Origin of the sequence: Bacillus sp. PSXD-155, assembly GCF_049310765.1 — a bacterium.
Classification (GTDB): domain Bacteria; phylum Bacillota; class Bacilli; order Bacillales; family Bacillaceae_G; genus Bacillus_A; species Bacillus_A cereus.
Genome location: NZ_JBMOWC010000056.1, coordinates 12,809 through 30,294 on the forward strand (window position 1 = coordinate 12,809; position 17,486 = coordinate 30,294).

Sequence of the window (17,486 nt, forward strand, 5' to 3'; positions counted from 1 at the left end):
TAGAGTAGTTCTGTTAGTATCAAATAAGTCGTATTCCTTTTTATTACAATTTTGTATATAATATAATTATAAATAATATGGGGGACGAACTATGATAATCGTACTACAAATCATCTTACCACTAATTTTCGCAGTCTATTTATTTACCCTCTATCATAACGGGACGTATGGATCAGCTTCATTCATTTTAGCAGTCATGATAGGAATTTTCGGTTTAGAGAATATTTTTCAATATGCTAGTCTAACAGATCATGCTATTTATCCATATTGGGGAAGTTTGAAGGCTGTTGTTATCGTTTTATCAGTCGTATTTCTATTTAAAAAAGGTGGTTTAACAGGAAAATATTGATTTGTAATGCGTTACATATTTTCTTGTTAAATTGCTTTTATTTTATAAAAGAAGAAATATTTATGTGAAAACAAGAAGGGATGTGTTACATATGTCTATAGATATTATTTCAATAATCTCTATCATAATATGGATTGTGTTAATTACAGAACTTATAAAACCTTCAAAAGAACAGAATGGACGAAAAATAGTAACTTTAGTAACTGCTGGTTCCGTATCAACACTTATTTTGACGGTTTCATTTATTCAAAATATCCCGTTTTGGAATTGATAGTGATATTCATAACAAAAATATGTATAAATAAAAAGATTAGGATTCACTCCTAATCTTTTTATATTTTGAGGTAGCACCATATGCCCAGCAAGCTAAGGTCTTGAAGTAGCCCCTAAACAAAATTTTAAATTTTTCTAAAGTTATTTATGTGAATTCAAATCGTTTTCAGGAACATATGTGATCCTTTTATAATTTGAAGTTCTTTTTAAGCTTCTTATATTTTCTGTACGAACGTCTAACAATGTTTAACATAAAATACGGTATTTTAACGGGGAAAGGCAATTTATAAATGAAAGGAAAATAAAAGGTGAAATATGCCTTTTCTAGGTCTCTCCACTTACTATCTTCTTTTGTTTTTAAGAAATCAGATACATCGACTACATATCCCCTTCCTTTTTCCATCATCACATTTTTCCCGTGAACATCACAAGGAGTTAACCCTTGTTCCCTCGCATACTCTAAAGCCTCATTAATATCAAGTATTACTTGCTTAGGAATTTTAATTCCCTTATGAATAGCATCGTATAAGGTAATTTCTTTTAAACGTTTCAATACTATGAAATTTTCTCCTTTATATATAAGCTTTGAATAAGAAGGATGATCTCCAATTCTTCGGTATACTTCTGACTCTTTTTCAATTCCTTCTCCTTCTCGCACGTAAACTTTCACTACCCAATCTTTGTATTCTTTGTGCATGAATACTGCGGCATAATTACCTGTTCCTAAACACTTCCAAAGTCTAGGAATATCTTTAACTACTACAGGCTCGAATTCATCCTCACTTCTTATACTTACCTCTTTTAATAATTCGTCCTTTATCAATCCCACAAAACTATTTATACTCATCATTCCCACTCCGGTTTTGCTAAAAGGGGGCCCACCCACATTTTAACGAAAATATACACTAAGCGAATTTTAGCATAAAACGAGTCATCTTTCTTCTTAAAATAAAAAGCTAACTCGTTTTATTTAAACTGTTGAATACTTAATATCTATTCCGTTATTCATAGCCAAAAACCGTACGATATAAAAATATTTCTAACTATTTTCATTTTTTCAGAGTCAACTGTATAGGGCTTTTCTTAGTACAAGTTCTCTTAGTAAATTACCTATACAAAATCTATATTACTCTATTTTATAATCTAAAACATTGTTTAGAAGTGTAGCAAAGGTTTGTTAATGGTTCCATTCTTGTTCCAATACTATCTTTGTTAGCTAAAACTTTTATTGTTTTAATAGTCTTTTGTTTAATTCCCACAATGCTGTTTTGTTGCTATCCCATTTCAAAAACGTTATTGCTTCCTCAAAGCATAACCATTTATAATTGAAGTGTTCTTTAGATAATGATATGTTTTTTGTAGGGACTTTAACTCCAAAAGAAAATTCTTTTATTACATAAACCTCTTCTCCCCAAAGGAATCCTCCAACTACATCTTCTACTGATAGTGAAGACACAGAATCTAATTGTATATATGGACATTCTCTTGTAATACCAGCCTCTTCAAATGCTTCCCGTTTTGCTGATTCAATAGGAATCTCACCGTCTTCTCCGCCACCAGCTATTCCTTGCCAATAACCATAATCACTTCGGTTAAAAATGGCATATTGAATAGAATCGGCAGTTTTTATATAAGGAAATATCAATACTTGATATGGCGCTCTCATTACTTAACCTCCTCTCGAAAATAAGTTTTAAAGCAATATGAATAAAGAGCCGACATCACAATTCTACATTATTAATGCAGGTTTATAATGTCGGCCCTCTATTTTTAAACAATTTTATTTTTCATAAACAGGCTTACTCTTAACAGAGGAAAAACTACTTATTCTCTGTCGAATTTGTTTAGCATGGTTTTTCATAAATGTTAGCAGTACTCCATATTATTCAATTGCGCCAGCAACGTCATAATCATTTAAATCTAATTCAATCGGTTGTCCGAGCGCTAGTTTAGCAAGTTCCGCTCCTAAGTATGGACCAGCTGTTAAACCCGAAGCCCCTAATCCATTCGCAACGAGAATTCCTTCAAAGTTAGGTAGTGGCCCGATAACAGGTAAGAATCCTGGTGTGAATGGTCTGAATCCAACTCTCGTTTCAAGCATTGTAGCATTTTCTAAGCCAGGTGCAACTGCTAATGCCTTATGGAATACTTCATGTAAACCACCTGCTGTTACACGATGATCGAAACCAGTATCATTCTCATGTGTTGCACCAATTACGACATGACCATTGTCAAACGTTAAAATATATTGATCGTTCGGTGGCATAACAACTGGCATATTTTCTGTTGCTGTATTTTCAATTTGCAGATGAACAATTTGTCCTTTTTGGAATGTAACTAAGAAATTAATTCCTAATGGGTTCAAGATTTCATTCGCCCATGCGCCTGCAGTTACAATAACCTTTTCTGCTAAAATTGTTTCATCGTTTACTGTAACTCCAGTAATATGATTTCCTTCACGGACTAATATGGCATCGCCTTTTATAAAAGTTGCACCATGTTTTTTCGCAGCACTTATTAATGCATTGCGTAATAATCTTCCATTCACTCGTGCAGCACCACTAATATGAACAGAACTATATTCGTCTGATAATGCTGGGAATAATTTTTTTGTTTCTTCAGCTGATAAGCGAGTTATTTCACCAATCTCTGGGGCATCTTCACGTCGTTTATAAGCTCGCTCTTCCATTTGATCTAACTTTTTCTCGTCAGTATGTAAACTAATTGCACCTACACGACTATATCCTGTGTCAGTTTCACCGTCTTCTTCTAATTGCTGAATTAACGAAGAATAGTAACGTGCACCGCCTTTAACGATTTTATACCATGCTTTATTACGACGCTGTGATAGCCATGGACATACAATACCTGCTCCTGCATCAGTTGCTTGCCCTAATTGTTGGCGATCCACGATAGTAACATTCGCACCTGCCTTAGCAAGATGATAAGCAGTAGACGCTCCTAAAATTCCAGATCCAACTACAATATACGATTTCATTTCAAACACCTTTTCTCTTTTGCTAATTATATAAATATAAGAACATTCCTTAGTATAATGGAAGGAATGCTTTTTTCAATGCACTCATCACAATTAATTGTTGCAGCATTGTGACTTTCTTAATCATTATTTTTTCTTCTTACGGAATAATTCAATTGTTTTATAGCCTTGTGAAAGGATCTCTATCATTTTCTCTAGACGTTTTTCACGTGTTTTTTCTTGTTTTACAGAAAAAAGATTACGTGCCCAATCTTTCTGATATCCAGGCGTTAAACTTTGATAAAACTTAAGTTCATTCGGATGATTAGCTAATAATGCTTCAACATCTTTAATTCGATCTGCATAATCGGCAACACATTGACTCATAGCAGATGTTTTTGTTGTTTTTTTCTTTTCACGTTTTAAACCAACAACAGTAAAGACTTCATCCATACTTACCATTCGTGCAAATTTAATATCGCTTTCTCCCACATAACCATCTTCTCCAACGTTTAATGCCGGAAACATCTCATCACGGTGAATAAACGTACTATAACGAGCATTACCTTTTTTCGGATATGCGAAGAATACGTAACCTTTTTCAATTAGTAATTCTTCATTACTAATAATAAAATTCGTTTGTTTCACCATTTCATCAAGCGTTTCTACAAATATAAAGATAGCATCGTGTTCTTTTGAGAATGCAGTTTCTTTACCTGTAAAAATGTCATAATCGCTTGGTTCGTTAATAACGACCATATTTGTATACTTATTAAGTTTCAATTTATCAATAACTGACATAATAATCTTCCTTTACATTCAAAGTTCATTGTACATACTTTTTCGTACTGTTCTAGTGTATTATATGTATTAAGAAAATCAAACTTTAAATCGTATTATTCTGCTGCAAAAGAACATAATTCTTTACTAGATGGGGTGGTTTTATGCCATATGTAATCCGAGATGAAGGGCTAGTTTTACAAGGGGATGATGGAAAAGAACCAATTTTTCATACATATGAAGAAGCTGAGGAAACATTAAAAACATTAACTATACCGTAGTTTCCGAAACATATTAGAAGAAAACCATTTACACCAAAAATAATAAAGATAGCCGCTTCTGAATAAGAACCGGCTATCTTTATTATTCATAACTTAATAGCAAATAAAGTATATAAAAACTCTTTATATTGATCTTCTGTAATTTCACGCTTAGTTTTTTCCCCATGAATAATTTCGGTTAAACTTGTATTCGTTAATGAAATATGGCCAGAGTTCGTCAACTTTACTGCAATTGGTCCTTTATTAAAAATAGACTTCTCATCTTCTATCACTCTTCTTTGAACATCATTTACTACTATCTCATCAATATTATGTTTATAAAAAGCATGACAAACTTTCCATTCTCCATCAGTATCTATTCTTTCTAAAACATAATTTCCTTTACTCGTATCTTTTCGTCTCACCCGGTACGAACCATTTTTTGAAGAAACAGACTTACCAGTAAAAGGTACAGGAACAAGAGGTACTAACGAAGCTATACCTACATCAATTAAATACTGTACATTATCATAAGTTAAAATAATTGTTATATGGCCATCCTCAAGTGCCCATGCATTTATATCGTTTTTATAAACCGTACCTAATGCCAGTTGTACATCATAGCCACAGTCTCTTAAAAAATAGTAAAAAAGAGTGTTTAATTCGTAGCAAAGTCCACCACGGGAACTAGTTAAAATTTTCTCTCGCAAGTTTTCCGGAGAGATTTGATTCGTATTTCGTGCTATAACATCTAAATTCTCAAATGGTATAGTATGCGCAAACGAAAAGAGTATGGTAGGTAATTCTTCAAACGTTACATCATTACGTTTTTTAAGATTTAATCTTGTGAAAAGCTGATCTTGTAAACTTGTCATATTTAGCACCCCTTAAAAATTTATAAGTTAAAATAATATATGCTGATTGTAAATTTTAAGGGGCACTGTAACAATGTACATTTCATTTAACTGTACCGGTACAAAAATTACGATTCACGAGGTAAATTAATAGAAGGCGTCATTACAAATGTCTTTTCTGTAATTACTTCTTTTTGGGGCAAATCAAAAGCTACGAATATAAATTTAATAGTTTATCTATAGGAAAATTATTAATATCACTTAAATCAACAAAATATTGAAGTTGCCACGTTTGGCTCTTTTTAGCTTGATTGCTAACAGTGGTATCCCAAACAGGATAAATTCTCATTGCCATTTTCCCTGTTTGACTTGGTGTTCTCAATATTTTTTCTTTAAGAAGAATCTCTTTAGGGAAAATAAATTGCCCTAGTTTATTATCAGCAATACACGTGATTACTAATAAATCAGGAGCAGCTTCATAAGAGAAAGCTCTATTTCGCATATTTTCATCTTTCTCCCAAAAAGAAACAAATTGCCCAATTTTATTAGGAGTAACTTTTGATTTTCTAAAACGAATGGTTTTGTTATTTAAGTGGAATAAACATCCGGCATATTCTGCGTTTTGCTTTTCTTCTTTTAGATTCGTAATCATTAAGTTGTTAGGTTTGTAAACTATATTATTTAAATTTCGGATTATATTATTAAAATTGTTCAAAAAAACTCCCCCTTTATTCATCTCTTAGTTTACCACAAACATCAGTTCTTCTATATCGTATATAATTATGAACTAAGTGAAATGGGGGAATTTAGCAGGATATAATTATTACTTTAATGTACTTAGTTTTTCAATTGCTTGTTGTTCAGTTGCTAAGTAAAAAATGTCATTCCCTTTATTACATTCATAAATAAAATCCTTTAAGCTTTTACTAGTATACATAGAGAAATCTCCAACAATAGCAATCTTTACCTTGTAGTTTATAAACTTTTGAAGGATATCACCCGCAAGCCGTGTTTTTAGGTCAAAGAAATCTTCACTTATTAAAGATTTATGAATAATAATATGTTTCGCATCTACCTCATATTGAACTGTTGCCATAGTATCTAATGCAGACTGAACATCCGATATTAATACCTTATCATTTCTAATGACCGCAATATTGATTCCATCGATTACTACTTTCTTTATTTCCATAGTCCCACCCCTTTATAATTTACACAGTATGAGTAAAATTGTTTTACAAAACTTTGTATTAATCATAGATTAAATTAGCCACAGCTATTAAAATCGCCCCTATTTTTTATTGTAAGTATATATTTTTTATTACTAATACGGTCAATGAAATTAATGATAGTTTCTCTTTATTATATTTTTGAATATATATGAGATTACTTTTACTTGTTATAAAAATATTGTGGAGTAACATAACTTAACAAACTATCCAAAGTGTTAATCTCGGCATACGGTTGTATTTTGGTAGTATTCTTGATCTTCTGAGGGTTAAACCACACACCTTTTATATTTACATTTTGAGGACCAGCAATATCCTTTTCTAAGTCATCCCCAACAAATAAAGTATTTTCCGGTTGTAAATTTAACTTATTTAATGCTAGTTCGAATATACGTTTATCAGGTTTACTAAATCCCACTTCTTCAGAAATAATGATTGTTTCAAAATACTTATTTAAATTCGTGTTAAATATTTTAGCTTTTTGCCTCTGAGTTGAGCCATTTGTTATAATTCCAACTTTAAAGTGCTTCTTTATTTGATTTAAGAAATGAATAGTATTTTGGTCTATTGAAAAACATCTAGGGAAATTATTATTCCAAAAATCTTGGAGGTAATTGCGTGGCAATCTATACTTCGGCGTGAATTCATCAAACAATGATTCTAAAACTGTCGTTTTATTACTTATGCCATATTCTCTTTTATCGTATTCTTTGAATTTCTGTAACATGTTGCTTTTAGCCGCACCATCTACATTTTCATAACACTTTTCTAAAACAATTAAAAATAATGCCTCTACTGCTTTATCCCTATCAAGTAATGTATCATCTAAATCAAACAGCATCGCTTTATAACCCATCAAATCATTTCACAACCTTTCTAGCATTATATAAATCTCTCCAAGTTTGTACCTTTAAACTTTTGGTTTAGCAAGAACATTGTTATGTAGTGATTAACGATTAAATAAAAACTAGATGAAAGAAATCCATAGTTCTTGGCACACACTCTAGTATTACAGTAGCTTCTTCTATATTGAAATTCCTTTTCCTCTTTTGGTAAAGAAGCAAAAGTATATTTTCGAGAATTTTAAGAAACTACATACAATTCACGTTATTATACATTAGTTTTTCGTAAATATTAATCGTACATCAATTCATACGATAAGTTTTTTTAAGCAATTATTTCTCCATAAAAAAGGAATATAGCTAATAATACTTTTTGGTAGTAAACGTCCTATGAAGTTTACTACTGTATCTCCACATAAACTCCAGATTGTACGGCTATAATGACTACCAGAGGTGATATTATGAAAAACTATCATATCCTCGTGGTTGAGGACGATCAAGAAATTCAGGAATTAATTAAACAATTTTTAATGACACAGCATTATACAGTGGTAGTCGCTTCAGATGGACTAGAGGGTATGACACAATTTAATAAGCAATCATTTGATTTAATTCTTCTAGATGTTATGATGCCCAATCTTAATGGGTTTGAAGTTTCTAAAATGATCCGAAGTCAGTCAAACGTACCAATTATTATGCTAACTGCGTTGGAAGAAGAGGAAGATCAAATGAAAGGATTCGATCTTGGGATCGATGATTATATAACAAAACCCTTTTCATTTCATGTTTTGATTAGACGAGTCGAAGCTGTACTTAGAAGAAGTTATGATAAAAATGTAAATAATCATTTGATATTTAAAGAAGTTCGTATCGATGTGGATGCATATAGAGTGTATGTAAATGACGTTGAAATTATATTAACGACAAAAGAGTTTGAAATTCTACAACTACTATTTCAAAATGAGAGAAAAGTACTTACAAGAGAAAATATCGTAGAGAAGGTTTGGGGGTACGATTATTTTGGAGAAACACGAATAATTGATACACATATTAAAAATCTACGTAAAAAATTAGCTATCCCTTATATTAAAACAATAAAGGGTATTGGTTATAAAATTGATGAATAGTATTGTGAAACTTATGAAGATGAAGCAAATCACTTATAAACTCTTTATGACTACATCTCTCATTTTGTTATCCTTTGCAGTATTGATTTATTTAACTTTATACTTCTTTCTCCCTACATTTTATGAGCAATATAAAACAGATCAACTTCAAACAGGGATAAACGAAATCATTGATAAGTCTAAAAATCTTACGTTTCAAGATGCGACACCACTTTTTGATGAATACGCAAAAAAAAATAATGCGATGCTTTACCTTCAAAATAAAGAAGGGGTAATTATTTACTCTCCTTCGTTTTCTTTTATTCAAAGTGGTACGCAAAAAACAGTAGTTACTAAAGCAACACGATTCGAGAATGCAAGTACCCTTAGCAATTCATATAACGTTACGAAACCAATTCAATTCCAAGATGGTAGTTTAACGCTTATAGTCTTTGCTACATTTCAACCGATTGATGAAGCTTCACAAGTTTTAGTACGCTTTCTCCCCTATATTAGTATCATTGTACTCGTAATTGGTATAGGGAGTGCTTATTTTTATTCCAGGTTTATTACAAAGCCACTTATTTATATTAATGAAGGTGCACAAAAGATGGCAAATTTAGATTTCTCCGAAAAAATTGAGGTTCGCTCTACAGATGAGTTAGGAGAATTGTCTAATAGTTTGAATGACATGTCTATTAACTTACAACAAGCTATGTTTGATTTAAAAAAAGCAAATGAACAATTAAAAAATGATATTGAAAAAGAAAGAGAAATAGAAACAAAACGCAGAGAGTTTTTTGCGATTGTAGCACATGAATTAAAGTCCCCTCTTACTGTAATGAAAGGCTACTTAGAAGGGATGATTTACAATATTGGCCCTTATCAAAATCGCGATCAATATTTAAAGAAAAATCATCAAATTATTGAAAGTATGGAACAATTAGTTCGTGAAATTTTAAGCGTATCGAAATTAGAACAACACACCTTCAAACTAAAAGTAGAGGAAGTTAATCCTTCAAAGTTAATAGGTAAAATCACAAAAGATCTCGAATTTTTTGCTTCTCAAAAAAGCATCGAAATAATAAAAGAAATTGATTCTGATCTTTCTATTTATACAGATTGTGCTCTTTTAGAAAAAGCATGTAAAAATATTATTCACAATGCGGTTATGTATTCACCACATAATGAAAAAGTCTATATAAAGTTAAGCGAGAATTCTAAACAAGATCAAATCGAAATACAAATTACAAATACAGGTATCAATATTAAAGATGAAGATATACAACAAATTTTCAAACCATTTTATCGTATTGAAAAATCAAGGAATCGAAATACTGGAGGAAGTGGTTTGGGGCTATATATTGTTAAACAAATTCTTGAAACGCTAGATATAAAGTATTCAATAAAAAATATGGAACATAGTGTGCAATTTTGCATAAGGATTCCATTATCTAGACCAAAAACAAACAACCTCCCCTCTTAGTAGGACGAGTTTGTTTGTTTTTGTAGTAACTATAGACTTATCAGGAACTAATAGGCTGGCTTTTCGTTTTAAATGAAACGATATTCTTGTTTACGATTCTTTAATATACAATCATCATAGGCACTCTTCGCAGCCTGAATTTGCTCTTCTTTTGTATTTCGGTGTATTAAAGCATCCTCTACAATTGCAATTTGATTATCAAACATTTCGTGAAAATCTATTTCACAATCCATTGATTTTGTGTATCTGAGAAAGTAATTTTTCAGTTTCAAACCCAATGATATTAAAGTCATCGATTTATTGTATATTAAATAAAAAGTACAATCCTTTCCGATAATTATTCAGTAAGAGTTGTACCCTTGGTATAGATTTATCTGTAATTATTATGAATGGGTTGAAACAAATCCTCGTGGCTAGTTCGAACAACAGAAAAATTATCTACATTTAATTCTTGTTGTACATCAATAATACGCAAGGCATGTTTCAATATAAAAACTCCTTTATGTAACATATTTATGTTATCCATAGCTTTTCTCATTTTTACAATCATAATGTCGCCATCTAGTATTTTTAGAAACTATTTCACTATAAACTTAATAAGTAATATTGTTATAAACTAATAGGACAGTCACTATTCGACAGGGCTCTAGGTCTTTTAACAAGTTCTCCTTGGCAATTAGGACATACATTGTTCATTAATTTTGTACACTCCTCACAAAATGTACATTCATGTGTACAAATAAAGGCTAATGATTGCGCCTCAATCTTCTTATTGCATTTCTCGCAATGTTTTCTCATCTCAAGTCCCATTTCAATTCCTCCAATAACATTATTTTCATGATATACTTAAAATTATAAATTTTAAATAATTTTGTTTAAATACAAATTATGAGTTATTTCATCTGGTAAACTTAAAAATTTAATTTATTATACGTATTTTACATTAAATAAAAAGGAGTTATTGAGAATGGATCACATTGACCAAAAAATTATATATATACTGCAAGAAGATGGACGGGTATCTATGACTGAGCTCGGAAAAATGGTTAACTTATCGACACCTGCTGTAAAAGAAAGAGTTAAAAAGTTAGAAGATAAAAGTATAATTACCGCCTATAGGGCAGTTATAAACCCAGAAAAGTTGAATAAGAATGTAACGGCTTTTGTATTGTTTGAATCAAAAAAATGTAAGCAATTCAGGGATTTTTGCAAAGAAAATCCCATGGTTTTTGAGTGCCACAGATTAGCTGGACAATATAGTTATTTGGTGAAAATAATCACTGAATCCGTGCATCAGTTAGAAGAATTTATCGATGATTCTATGGAGTTCGGCTATCCATCAACTTTAATTAACTTATCATCACCAGTTCAATATAGAAGTATTTCTTAATTTGGGATTTCAAGGATTTTTACGTCATGCTGCATATAGCAATTGAACTAACATAAAAAAATATAACGGACAAAACAGGCTATTCTTTCTATACAATAATAGGAAAGAATAGCTTTTTCAATAAATTGAGACCACGCTAAAGAATAATAAGTGTTCACATTTTGAATGTAGTAAATACATTTATGACACTATCCGATTTTGATGTTTTAATATGGTAATGCTTCATCCCTCTTGCTTTTTTATGCTATAAAATATGGTTGTGTTTCACTCTCCAAAGGGTTGAATCCTAGTTTTCAAGAGAGAAAAACGGATGAACTTTAATCCCCTTCTTCTAGTTTGCTACGATGAAATCTAGGTGTGTTTTCCACGCTAAAAAATTGATGCAGCCTCAGAAAGCCCTAACGGGATAGTTTCTTGTCTTTATTAAGTTCATTCTACTTGTTTCATTTGTGTTTCGTATTGAATATATAGTTACTAGAATGAACTGGAATAGATCTAATAAAACATAATAATATTTAAAAAACTTATCTTTTTGTCATAAACAAGTTTTATTATTTTGATGATGAAGTAGTCCCTTCATTTAGCGGATGCAGAACATTCGACTTGAACCTTCCTATATATGTGAAACAATATTTATAGCTCACCTACGGAAGTAAGCATAATTTTTGATTTCAATTTCAAACTTTCAGATTAATTTGGAATTCTTTTATGATAAGCTATATGTAAAGATTAAACATAAAACATAAAGGATGATTCGTATGCAAATAAGACCAAAGGTAAGTGAATATAACTCCTATTATGCAACGTATACCAACTTGGTATCAGACGGAAATATCATACATATTCTAGAACAACAAATGAAGGAAACGAATCTTTTATTACAGGGAATTTCTAATAGTGAGGGACTTTTCCGGTATGCTCCTACTAAATGGAGTATAAAAGAAGTAATCGGTCATATAGCAGATACAGAACGGATTATGGCGTATCGATTGTTATCAATCGCTCGAGGCGAGACAGCAGAACTTCCAGGCTATAATGATGATATGTATGTTCTTAGAGCTGCTTTTGATAAGCAATCTATGCAAGATCTTCTTGAGAATTTAATAGTTGTTCGCCAATCTACCCTGTATTTACTTAGAAGCTTAGATAAAGAAGCTTGGTCACAAAGAGGAAATGCGAATAATTCTGAAGTTACAGTTCGTGCATTAGCATACATCATTGCTGGTCATGAGCTTCATCATCTTCAAATTATAAAAGAACGTTACCTTGGTTCTGATGTATATCCAGCAACTTAATATTTGAAGAAAAAGATTCCTATTTATGTAGGGCTCTTTTTCAGAATTTATAACGGATTAGCGCTTAGAACCATGGCAATTAAATGTCTTTATTTATAAAATTCACCACATAATATATATGTTATCCCCTCTTATTCTGTACATAATTTTCTTTAGGCTGATATACTATAAACACAATAGTTCTGGAAAGGTGATGATATTATGTATGAACAACAAAATGATAGAGATAGAGATCAAAAAATGATGTTTTCTATGCAAGGAGTTCCCACAAATAAAATTAACATGAATCAATTACCTAAATGGATTAGAATTTTTGGCTATTGCGCGTTTGGTTGGATGATAGTATTTAGTTTAATTATGATTGTAGGTTTAGTTCTGCAATAACTATACAGATACATAGGGAAACGGGACATCATTTAGATCATACATCTAGGTAATGTCCCGTTTTTTATGTGTAATTATCCCATGATATAGGTAACCAATTATAATAAAAAGAACTTGTAGGATATTCTACAAGTTCTTTTTCAAATATTATTAAAACGGGAACGACAAACTATTTTAACATTCAGTACAGGGAGACCATTTTGATTATGGCTTGATTTTATTATAAATCAAATATAAGCTTTTGAAAGGTCTAGTTTTTGAAAAATATGTGAATTAAACAGCTACGATGTTTATATTAGATTTCATTTATGACTAACTTCTTCTTACTTAAATACACTGCACGATCTGATTTTTTAGCAACCTCCTGTGAGTGCGTCACAACAATAATGCATTTATTCTCTTTATGTGCAAGTTCTTGAAACAGTTCTATTATATCCATTGCGGTTTCCTCGTCGAGGTTTCCTGTCGGCTCATCTGCAATCAGTAAATCAACATTACAAGATAGTGCTCGAGCAATTGCTACACGCTGTTGTTGCCCGCCACTTAGTTGCAGGACGTTTCGTTTCGCTTCAGCTTCTGAGAGTCCTACCCTCTCTAATAATTCTAATGCTCTTGCTGTTTTATTTTGCACTTTAACACCTGTAATTTCCATTGCTGTTAAGACGTTTTGAAGAGCGGTCATATAGGTAATTAAGTTATAAGATTGGAAAATTACAGATACATTTTGATTACGGTATCGATCCAAACCAATTTTTCTAATATCTTTGCCATTATACAGTACATAACCATTTTTAGGGACATCCAGTCCACAACCTAAGCTCAGAGTTGTGGTTTTACCAGATCCAGATGGTCCTAAAATCGTGTAGAAATGTCCTTTTTGAAAAGAAAAGTTAACATTATCTAGTATCGCTACATTTTTCCCATTACTTTCATAATAATAATCCAAATTTTTAAACTGTAAAATCGTCTCCATATCGAGCCTCCTCATTCATCTTTTAAAAGAATTTGTTTTGGGTTTAAACGTAGAATAGATAATGCCGGAAGAAGCGTTGCTATTATAGCAATAGCTAGTCCAATTCCACCCATTTTTCCTACATCTTCTCCTGTTACACTTACATCAATTTTATCAATTGGATCTTCTTTTTGATTTTGTAGAGTACCGCCGGGTCCAGCCATCATTACAGTACCATGTTGCGAGGTATCTGTTTCTTCGCTTGCAGTAGCAATTTCATTCGAAAGTAAATTATCCCCGATATATTGAGAAACTTTAGCTCCTGTTGTTATGGATAATCCAAATGCTAAAATAGCGACACACACTACTTCTACTACGAATTGCGCCATCAGTTTCCACTTTTTCTCTCCAATAGACAATAGAATTCCCATTTCTTTACGACGCCCTTTAATTGATAGCATAATGATTAATCCTAAAATGATCGCACCTGCAATCGATACAATATAAATAATCATTTGAGAAGTCGAAGAGATATTTTCGATAGGACCAATCATTTGCTTGTACAATGAATCATGCGCATCTAATTTATAATAATTAAAATCAATATTAGATTTTTTTGCTTCTTTTTTAAATGAATCAATATATTGTGGGTCATTCAAGAAATACACGACTTGAACACTACTTATACCTTGGTCTACTTCTAATTTTTTCATAGTTGAATACGGCATATATAGTTTATTAGCTGGATCCATAATAGGAGGAGCCTGTTGACCCATTGCTTGCTCATTTGTTTCGTAAATACCAATAATTTCAACCTCAAGGGTTTCCTTCTTATCCCCTGATTGCACGTTAACTTTGTCTCCTACTTTCAAATTGTTTAATTCCGCTAATCGTTTTTCCATTAAAGCTACATTCTGGTCCTTCATTTGCTCTGTTATTGGCTTTCCATCAATGATTTTACTTTTTCTGTTTTTAAAGCTTTCTTGTAATGCAGTCTTGCGAACTCCCTCAATCATAAAAGAAGCATTCATATCTATTTCTGTACCAGAGCTTGAACCGCCTCGCACAGCCGCCATTCCGGCTTTACCTTTTCCTTCTTCTTCTGAAGCTCCTACTAGTTTAAGTCCATCAGAAATACCAAAAGTGTTAGCTATGTAATTATAGTCTTTTACATACTTGGATTTCGCTAATTGATCTGTTTCTTTTGTATCGAGCTGCGGTGGATTTGGCATTTCTCCAGTTTCCTTAGCTTTTTGACCTAATTTGTCGAAATCAAGACCTAAAGTAACATCTGCACCAAGTTTTTTTCTCGCAGCATCCGCTGCTTTTTTTGACGCATTTTGGATTGTGAAACCTGAAAGAACCAAATTTGTAACAATCAGAAAAACTGCCATCAAAATTAATGATGTTCCTATCCTTTTTTTCATACTGAGAATTGCTCGTTTCATAAAATTCATTTTTTCTTACCTCCTTGATAACTTGTATTCTATATAGGTTATCTAGAGTTTATATGGAGCTAATCGGTAGTTTAACTAGAGATACAAGGAGTTTATGTGTAGTTATTTACCTGTTCCAAAAAAGCTAGAACACAAATTCAAAAACTCAGTCGTTTTTGAATTTCGGTAAGGAGTTAGTCAATTTAAGAGACTTATAGAAAAGAGAGGGTTAAGCTTAATTTAATGTATATAATATAAAAAATATATTTATTGTATAATTTCTATACAATAAATATAGAGAACCTATTTGTGAATATTTATTTGAGAATTGTAAGTAGTTCCTCATAGAAATTACATCTTTTAATAAGAAAAGAAGCAAGTTAACATTCTTTTATATGGATAAGAATATTAACTTGCTTCTTAAATTTTAGTATAAATTATTTATTGTAAGCTTTATAATATAATATGCAAATTTATCACCTGTTTTTATAATTCAAGCACCTACTATTAGGAAAAGAGAATATTTTATAATTAATTTACAACATAAATTTTGTCCATGTTTTAAACAATATGTATTTTGGAGGAGGTTAATTTGATTTTTTCAAAACTCATTGATCGGTACGCCTTATATGATTTACACAAAAAAAGAAGTGTAGCGTTTCAGTATACTTCCCTATCTAACACTTCATTAAATATAAAGGACATAGAATCTTTTTATAACGTAAAACCATCCTATATTCATTTTGACATTAAGCATTCAAAACAGGAAAAGGAATACATGGTTGGGCAATTCAAATATAAAAGTTCGGTTCAATCCGGTGATTCACGCAACGACTCTGTAACTGGGGAATTATTCTTACATAAAAATGAAAATGCACCTCATGTTATCTTTGTTCACGGTTGGAGAATGGATTCTAACGAACGTGTGAAAAAAATATTCCACCATCATATGACCAGCCTGAAGTGGAATATGTATTATTTCACTCTACCCTATCATTTTGAAAGAAAACCCGATCAATCCTTTTTCAGTGGAGAGTATATGGTAAGTGCAAATATTGAACGAACAGTACAAGCAACTAGACAAGCTGTAGCTGATTTACGAGCTTTGATTAAATGGATTAAAGCAAATAAAAATGGTCCCCTGATTCTAATAGGAATTAGTTTAGGTGGATTTATTACTAACTTAACCTCTCTTGTTGAAGAAGAAATTGATGTGTTAGCATCCATTTTCTATGCAAATCGACTTTCTTATTCAATTTGGAATACAACTCCAGGTAAATTTATTAGAGAAGACTTGGAACATCATGGTGTAACGTATGATGATTTAATAGATTATTGGAAAATCACTGAACCGAGTCAAGCATTACCAAAAGTAAAAAAAGAAAATATTTTATTGATTTCAGGTAAGCACGATCTATATGTGCATTCTGAGGATACAGACTACTTGTGGGAATCTTGGGAAAGGCCTACACGATATATTTATACATGTGGGCATGCCGGGATAGTTCTTAAACGTAAAAAAATTGCAACTGATACAATCAATTTTATTCAAAATCGATTGAACTCCCTGCACTTATCCAATGACAGGTCTTAAATTGTGAGATTACTAAGTACAAAATCTTATACTTATATTGTTATATTTTTTACTAGTCACCTTTGTAAATCTTAGCCCCAAGCCTTACACGATTGAAAATGAAATAAAATAAATAACTAAGGAACTAATTTACCATGTGGAAAAACATTGGTCAGCATTTTCACTAGTGGTCCCTGTATATGCAATATTACATACAAAAATCTTTATTTATTACGTTATTAATTTAAAAATAAATTATTCATCCATTAATCTATACCATCCGTATTTACATTTATGGAT

At 31.5% G+C, this 17,486-nt stretch carries 20 protein-coding genes and 1 pseudogene; 9 read left to right on the top strand and 12 right to left on the bottom strand.

Features of this window, described 5'->3' with window-relative positions:
* Nucleotides 1–91: 91 nt before the first annotated feature.
* Nucleotides 92–349: a hypothetical protein gene (locus ACO6VI_RS28455; RefSeq protein ID WP_000587696.1), complete on the top strand. Its 258-nt coding sequence runs from the start codon at nucleotides 92–94 to the stop codon at nucleotides 347–349.
* A gap of 91 nt (nucleotides 350–440) precedes the next feature.
* Nucleotides 441–620: a hypothetical protein gene (locus tag ACO6VI_RS28460; protein WP_063547452.1), complete on the top strand. Its 180-nt coding sequence runs from the start codon at nucleotides 441–443 to the stop codon at nucleotides 618–620.
* A gap of 189 nt (nucleotides 621–809) precedes the next feature.
* Here the strand turns inward: ACO6VI_RS28460 and ACO6VI_RS28465 are convergent, their stop codons facing one another.
* The 4 genes from ACO6VI_RS28465 to ACO6VI_RS28480 all read right to left on the bottom strand — a co-directional run bounded on the left by ACO6VI_RS28465 (nucleotide 810) and on the right by ACO6VI_RS28480 (nucleotide 4,400).
* Nucleotides 810–1,469, bottom strand: a complete 660-nt coding sequence (locus ACO6VI_RS28465) for a serine/threonine protein kinase (protein WP_000026522.1) — start codon at nucleotides 1,467–1,469, stop codon at nucleotides 810–812.
* A 378-nt stretch (nucleotides 1,470–1,847) separates the two neighbouring features.
* Nucleotides 1,848–2,288 (bottom strand): NUDIX hydrolase, encoded by a 441-nt coding sequence (locus ACO6VI_RS28470; protein WP_063547453.1) that lies wholly within the window; start codon nucleotides 2,286–2,288, stop codon nucleotides 1,848–1,850.
* A 216-nt stretch (nucleotides 2,289–2,504) separates the two neighbouring features.
* A complete protein-coding gene (locus tag ACO6VI_RS28475) occupies nucleotides 2,505–3,620 on the bottom strand; it encodes an NAD(P)/FAD-dependent oxidoreductase (RefSeq protein WP_063547454.1) in 1,116 nt (371 codons plus the stop codon).
* Between the two features lie 126 nt (nucleotides 3,621–3,746).
* Complete coding sequence (locus ACO6VI_RS28480; RefSeq protein ID WP_000110844.1) at nucleotides 3,747–4,400, bottom strand: YdeI/OmpD-associated family protein; 654 nt, start codon at nucleotides 4,398–4,400, stop codon at nucleotides 3,747–3,749.
* A 143-nt stretch (nucleotides 4,401–4,543) separates the two neighbouring features.
* Between ACO6VI_RS28480 and ACO6VI_RS28485 the strand changes: the two are divergent.
* Nucleotides 4,544–4,726, top strand: a pseudogene (locus ACO6VI_RS28485) (hypothetical protein).
* A gap of 20 nt (nucleotides 4,727–4,746) precedes the next feature.
* Here the strand turns inward: ACO6VI_RS28485 and ACO6VI_RS28490 are convergent.
* The 4 genes from ACO6VI_RS28490 to ACO6VI_RS28505 form a co-directional block, all read right to left on the bottom strand.
* On the bottom strand, nucleotides 4,747–5,514 hold the full coding sequence (locus ACO6VI_RS28490; protein ID WP_023522112.1) for an arylamine N-acetyltransferase family protein: 768 nt from the start codon (nucleotides 5,512–5,514) through the stop codon (nucleotides 4,747–4,749).
* A gap of 190 nt (nucleotides 5,515–5,704) precedes the next feature.
* Nucleotides 5,705–6,229, bottom strand: a complete 525-nt coding sequence (locus ACO6VI_RS28495; protein ID WP_078993721.1) for a MepB family protein — start codon at nucleotides 6,227–6,229, stop codon at nucleotides 5,705–5,707.
* 87 nt (nucleotides 6,230–6,316) lie between these two features.
* On the bottom strand, nucleotides 6,317–6,685 hold the full coding sequence (locus tag ACO6VI_RS28500) for a DUF4180 domain-containing protein (RefSeq protein ID WP_000403464.1): 369 nt from the start codon (nucleotides 6,683–6,685) through the stop codon (nucleotides 6,317–6,319).
* Nucleotides 6,686–6,885: 200 nt separating this feature from the next.
* Entirely contained in the window at nucleotides 6,886–7,578 is a 693-nt protein-coding gene (locus tag ACO6VI_RS28505) for an HAD-IA family hydrolase (RefSeq protein WP_023522114.1), read from the bottom strand.
* Between the two features lie 447 nt (nucleotides 7,579–8,025).
* On the opposite strand from ACO6VI_RS28505, the gene ACO6VI_RS28510 reads away from it, so the two are divergent.
* Together ACO6VI_RS28510 and ACO6VI_RS28515 are read left to right on the top strand one after the other, a co-directional pair.
* The gene (locus ACO6VI_RS28510) at nucleotides 8,026–8,691 is read left to right on the top strand and encodes a response regulator transcription factor (protein ID WP_000800727.1); all 666 of its coding nucleotides are present in this window, start codon (nucleotides 8,026–8,028) and stop codon (nucleotides 8,689–8,691) included.
* Entirely contained in the window at nucleotides 8,684–10,156 is a 1,473-nt protein-coding gene (locus ACO6VI_RS28515) for a sensor histidine kinase (protein WP_063547456.1), read from the top strand. Before ACO6VI_RS28510 ends, ACO6VI_RS28515 begins: the two co-directional genes overlap by 8 nt.
* Nucleotides 10,157–10,224: 68 nt before the next feature.
* Here ACO6VI_RS28515 and ACO6VI_RS28520 read toward each other — a convergent pair whose 3' ends face one another.
* Nucleotides 10,225–10,362: a hypothetical protein gene (locus tag ACO6VI_RS28520; RefSeq protein ID WP_003274441.1), complete on the bottom strand. Its 138-nt coding sequence runs from the start codon at nucleotides 10,360–10,362 to the stop codon at nucleotides 10,225–10,227.
* A gap of 403 nt (nucleotides 10,363–10,765) precedes the next feature.
* The gene (locus ACO6VI_RS28525) at nucleotides 10,766–10,966 is read right to left on the bottom strand and encodes a DUF1272 domain-containing protein (protein ID WP_023522116.1); all 201 of its coding nucleotides are present in this window, start codon (nucleotides 10,964–10,966) and stop codon (nucleotides 10,766–10,768) included.
* 157 nt (nucleotides 10,967–11,123) lie between these two features.
* On the opposite strand from ACO6VI_RS28525, the gene ACO6VI_RS28530 reads away from it, so the two are divergent.
* The 3 genes from ACO6VI_RS28530 (at nucleotide 11,124) to ACO6VI_RS28540 (ending at nucleotide 13,225) form a co-directional block, all read left to right on the top strand.
* Nucleotides 11,124–11,546, top strand: coding sequence for an Lrp/AsnC family transcriptional regulator (locus ACO6VI_RS28530; protein ID WP_000349584.1), 423 nt, complete (start codon nucleotides 11,124–11,126; stop codon nucleotides 11,544–11,546).
* 758 nt (nucleotides 11,547–12,304) lie between these two features.
* On the top strand, nucleotides 12,305–12,841 hold the full coding sequence (locus ACO6VI_RS28535) for a DinB family protein (protein ID WP_023522117.1): 537 nt from the start codon (nucleotides 12,305–12,307) through the stop codon (nucleotides 12,839–12,841).
* A gap of 201 nt (nucleotides 12,842–13,042) precedes the next feature.
* Nucleotides 13,043–13,225 (top strand): hypothetical protein, encoded by a 183-nt coding sequence (locus tag ACO6VI_RS28540; RefSeq protein WP_000273220.1) that lies wholly within the window; start codon nucleotides 13,043–13,045, stop codon nucleotides 13,223–13,225.
* Between the two features lie 295 nt (nucleotides 13,226–13,520).
* Here ACO6VI_RS28540 and ACO6VI_RS28545 read toward each other — a convergent pair whose 3' ends face one another.
* Together ACO6VI_RS28545 and ACO6VI_RS28550 are read right to left on the bottom strand one after the other, a co-directional pair.
* Nucleotides 13,521–14,198 carry an ABC transporter ATP-binding protein gene (locus ACO6VI_RS28545; protein WP_000447851.1) on the bottom strand — a complete coding sequence of 226 codons (678 nt, stop codon included), beginning with the start codon at nucleotides 14,196–14,198 and terminating at the stop codon, nucleotides 13,521–13,523.
* An 11-nt stretch (nucleotides 14,199–14,209) separates the two neighbouring features.
* A complete protein-coding gene (locus ACO6VI_RS28550) occupies nucleotides 14,210–15,634 on the bottom strand; it encodes an ABC transporter permease (protein WP_063547458.1) in 1,425 nt (474 codons plus the stop codon).
* 571 nt (nucleotides 15,635–16,205) lie between these two features.
* Here ACO6VI_RS28550 and ACO6VI_RS28555 point away from each other — a divergent pair.
* A complete protein-coding gene (locus ACO6VI_RS28555; protein ID WP_078993723.1) occupies nucleotides 16,206–17,207 on the top strand; it encodes an alpha/beta hydrolase in 1,002 nt (333 codons plus the stop codon).
* Nucleotides 17,208–17,486: the final 279 nt, after the last annotated feature.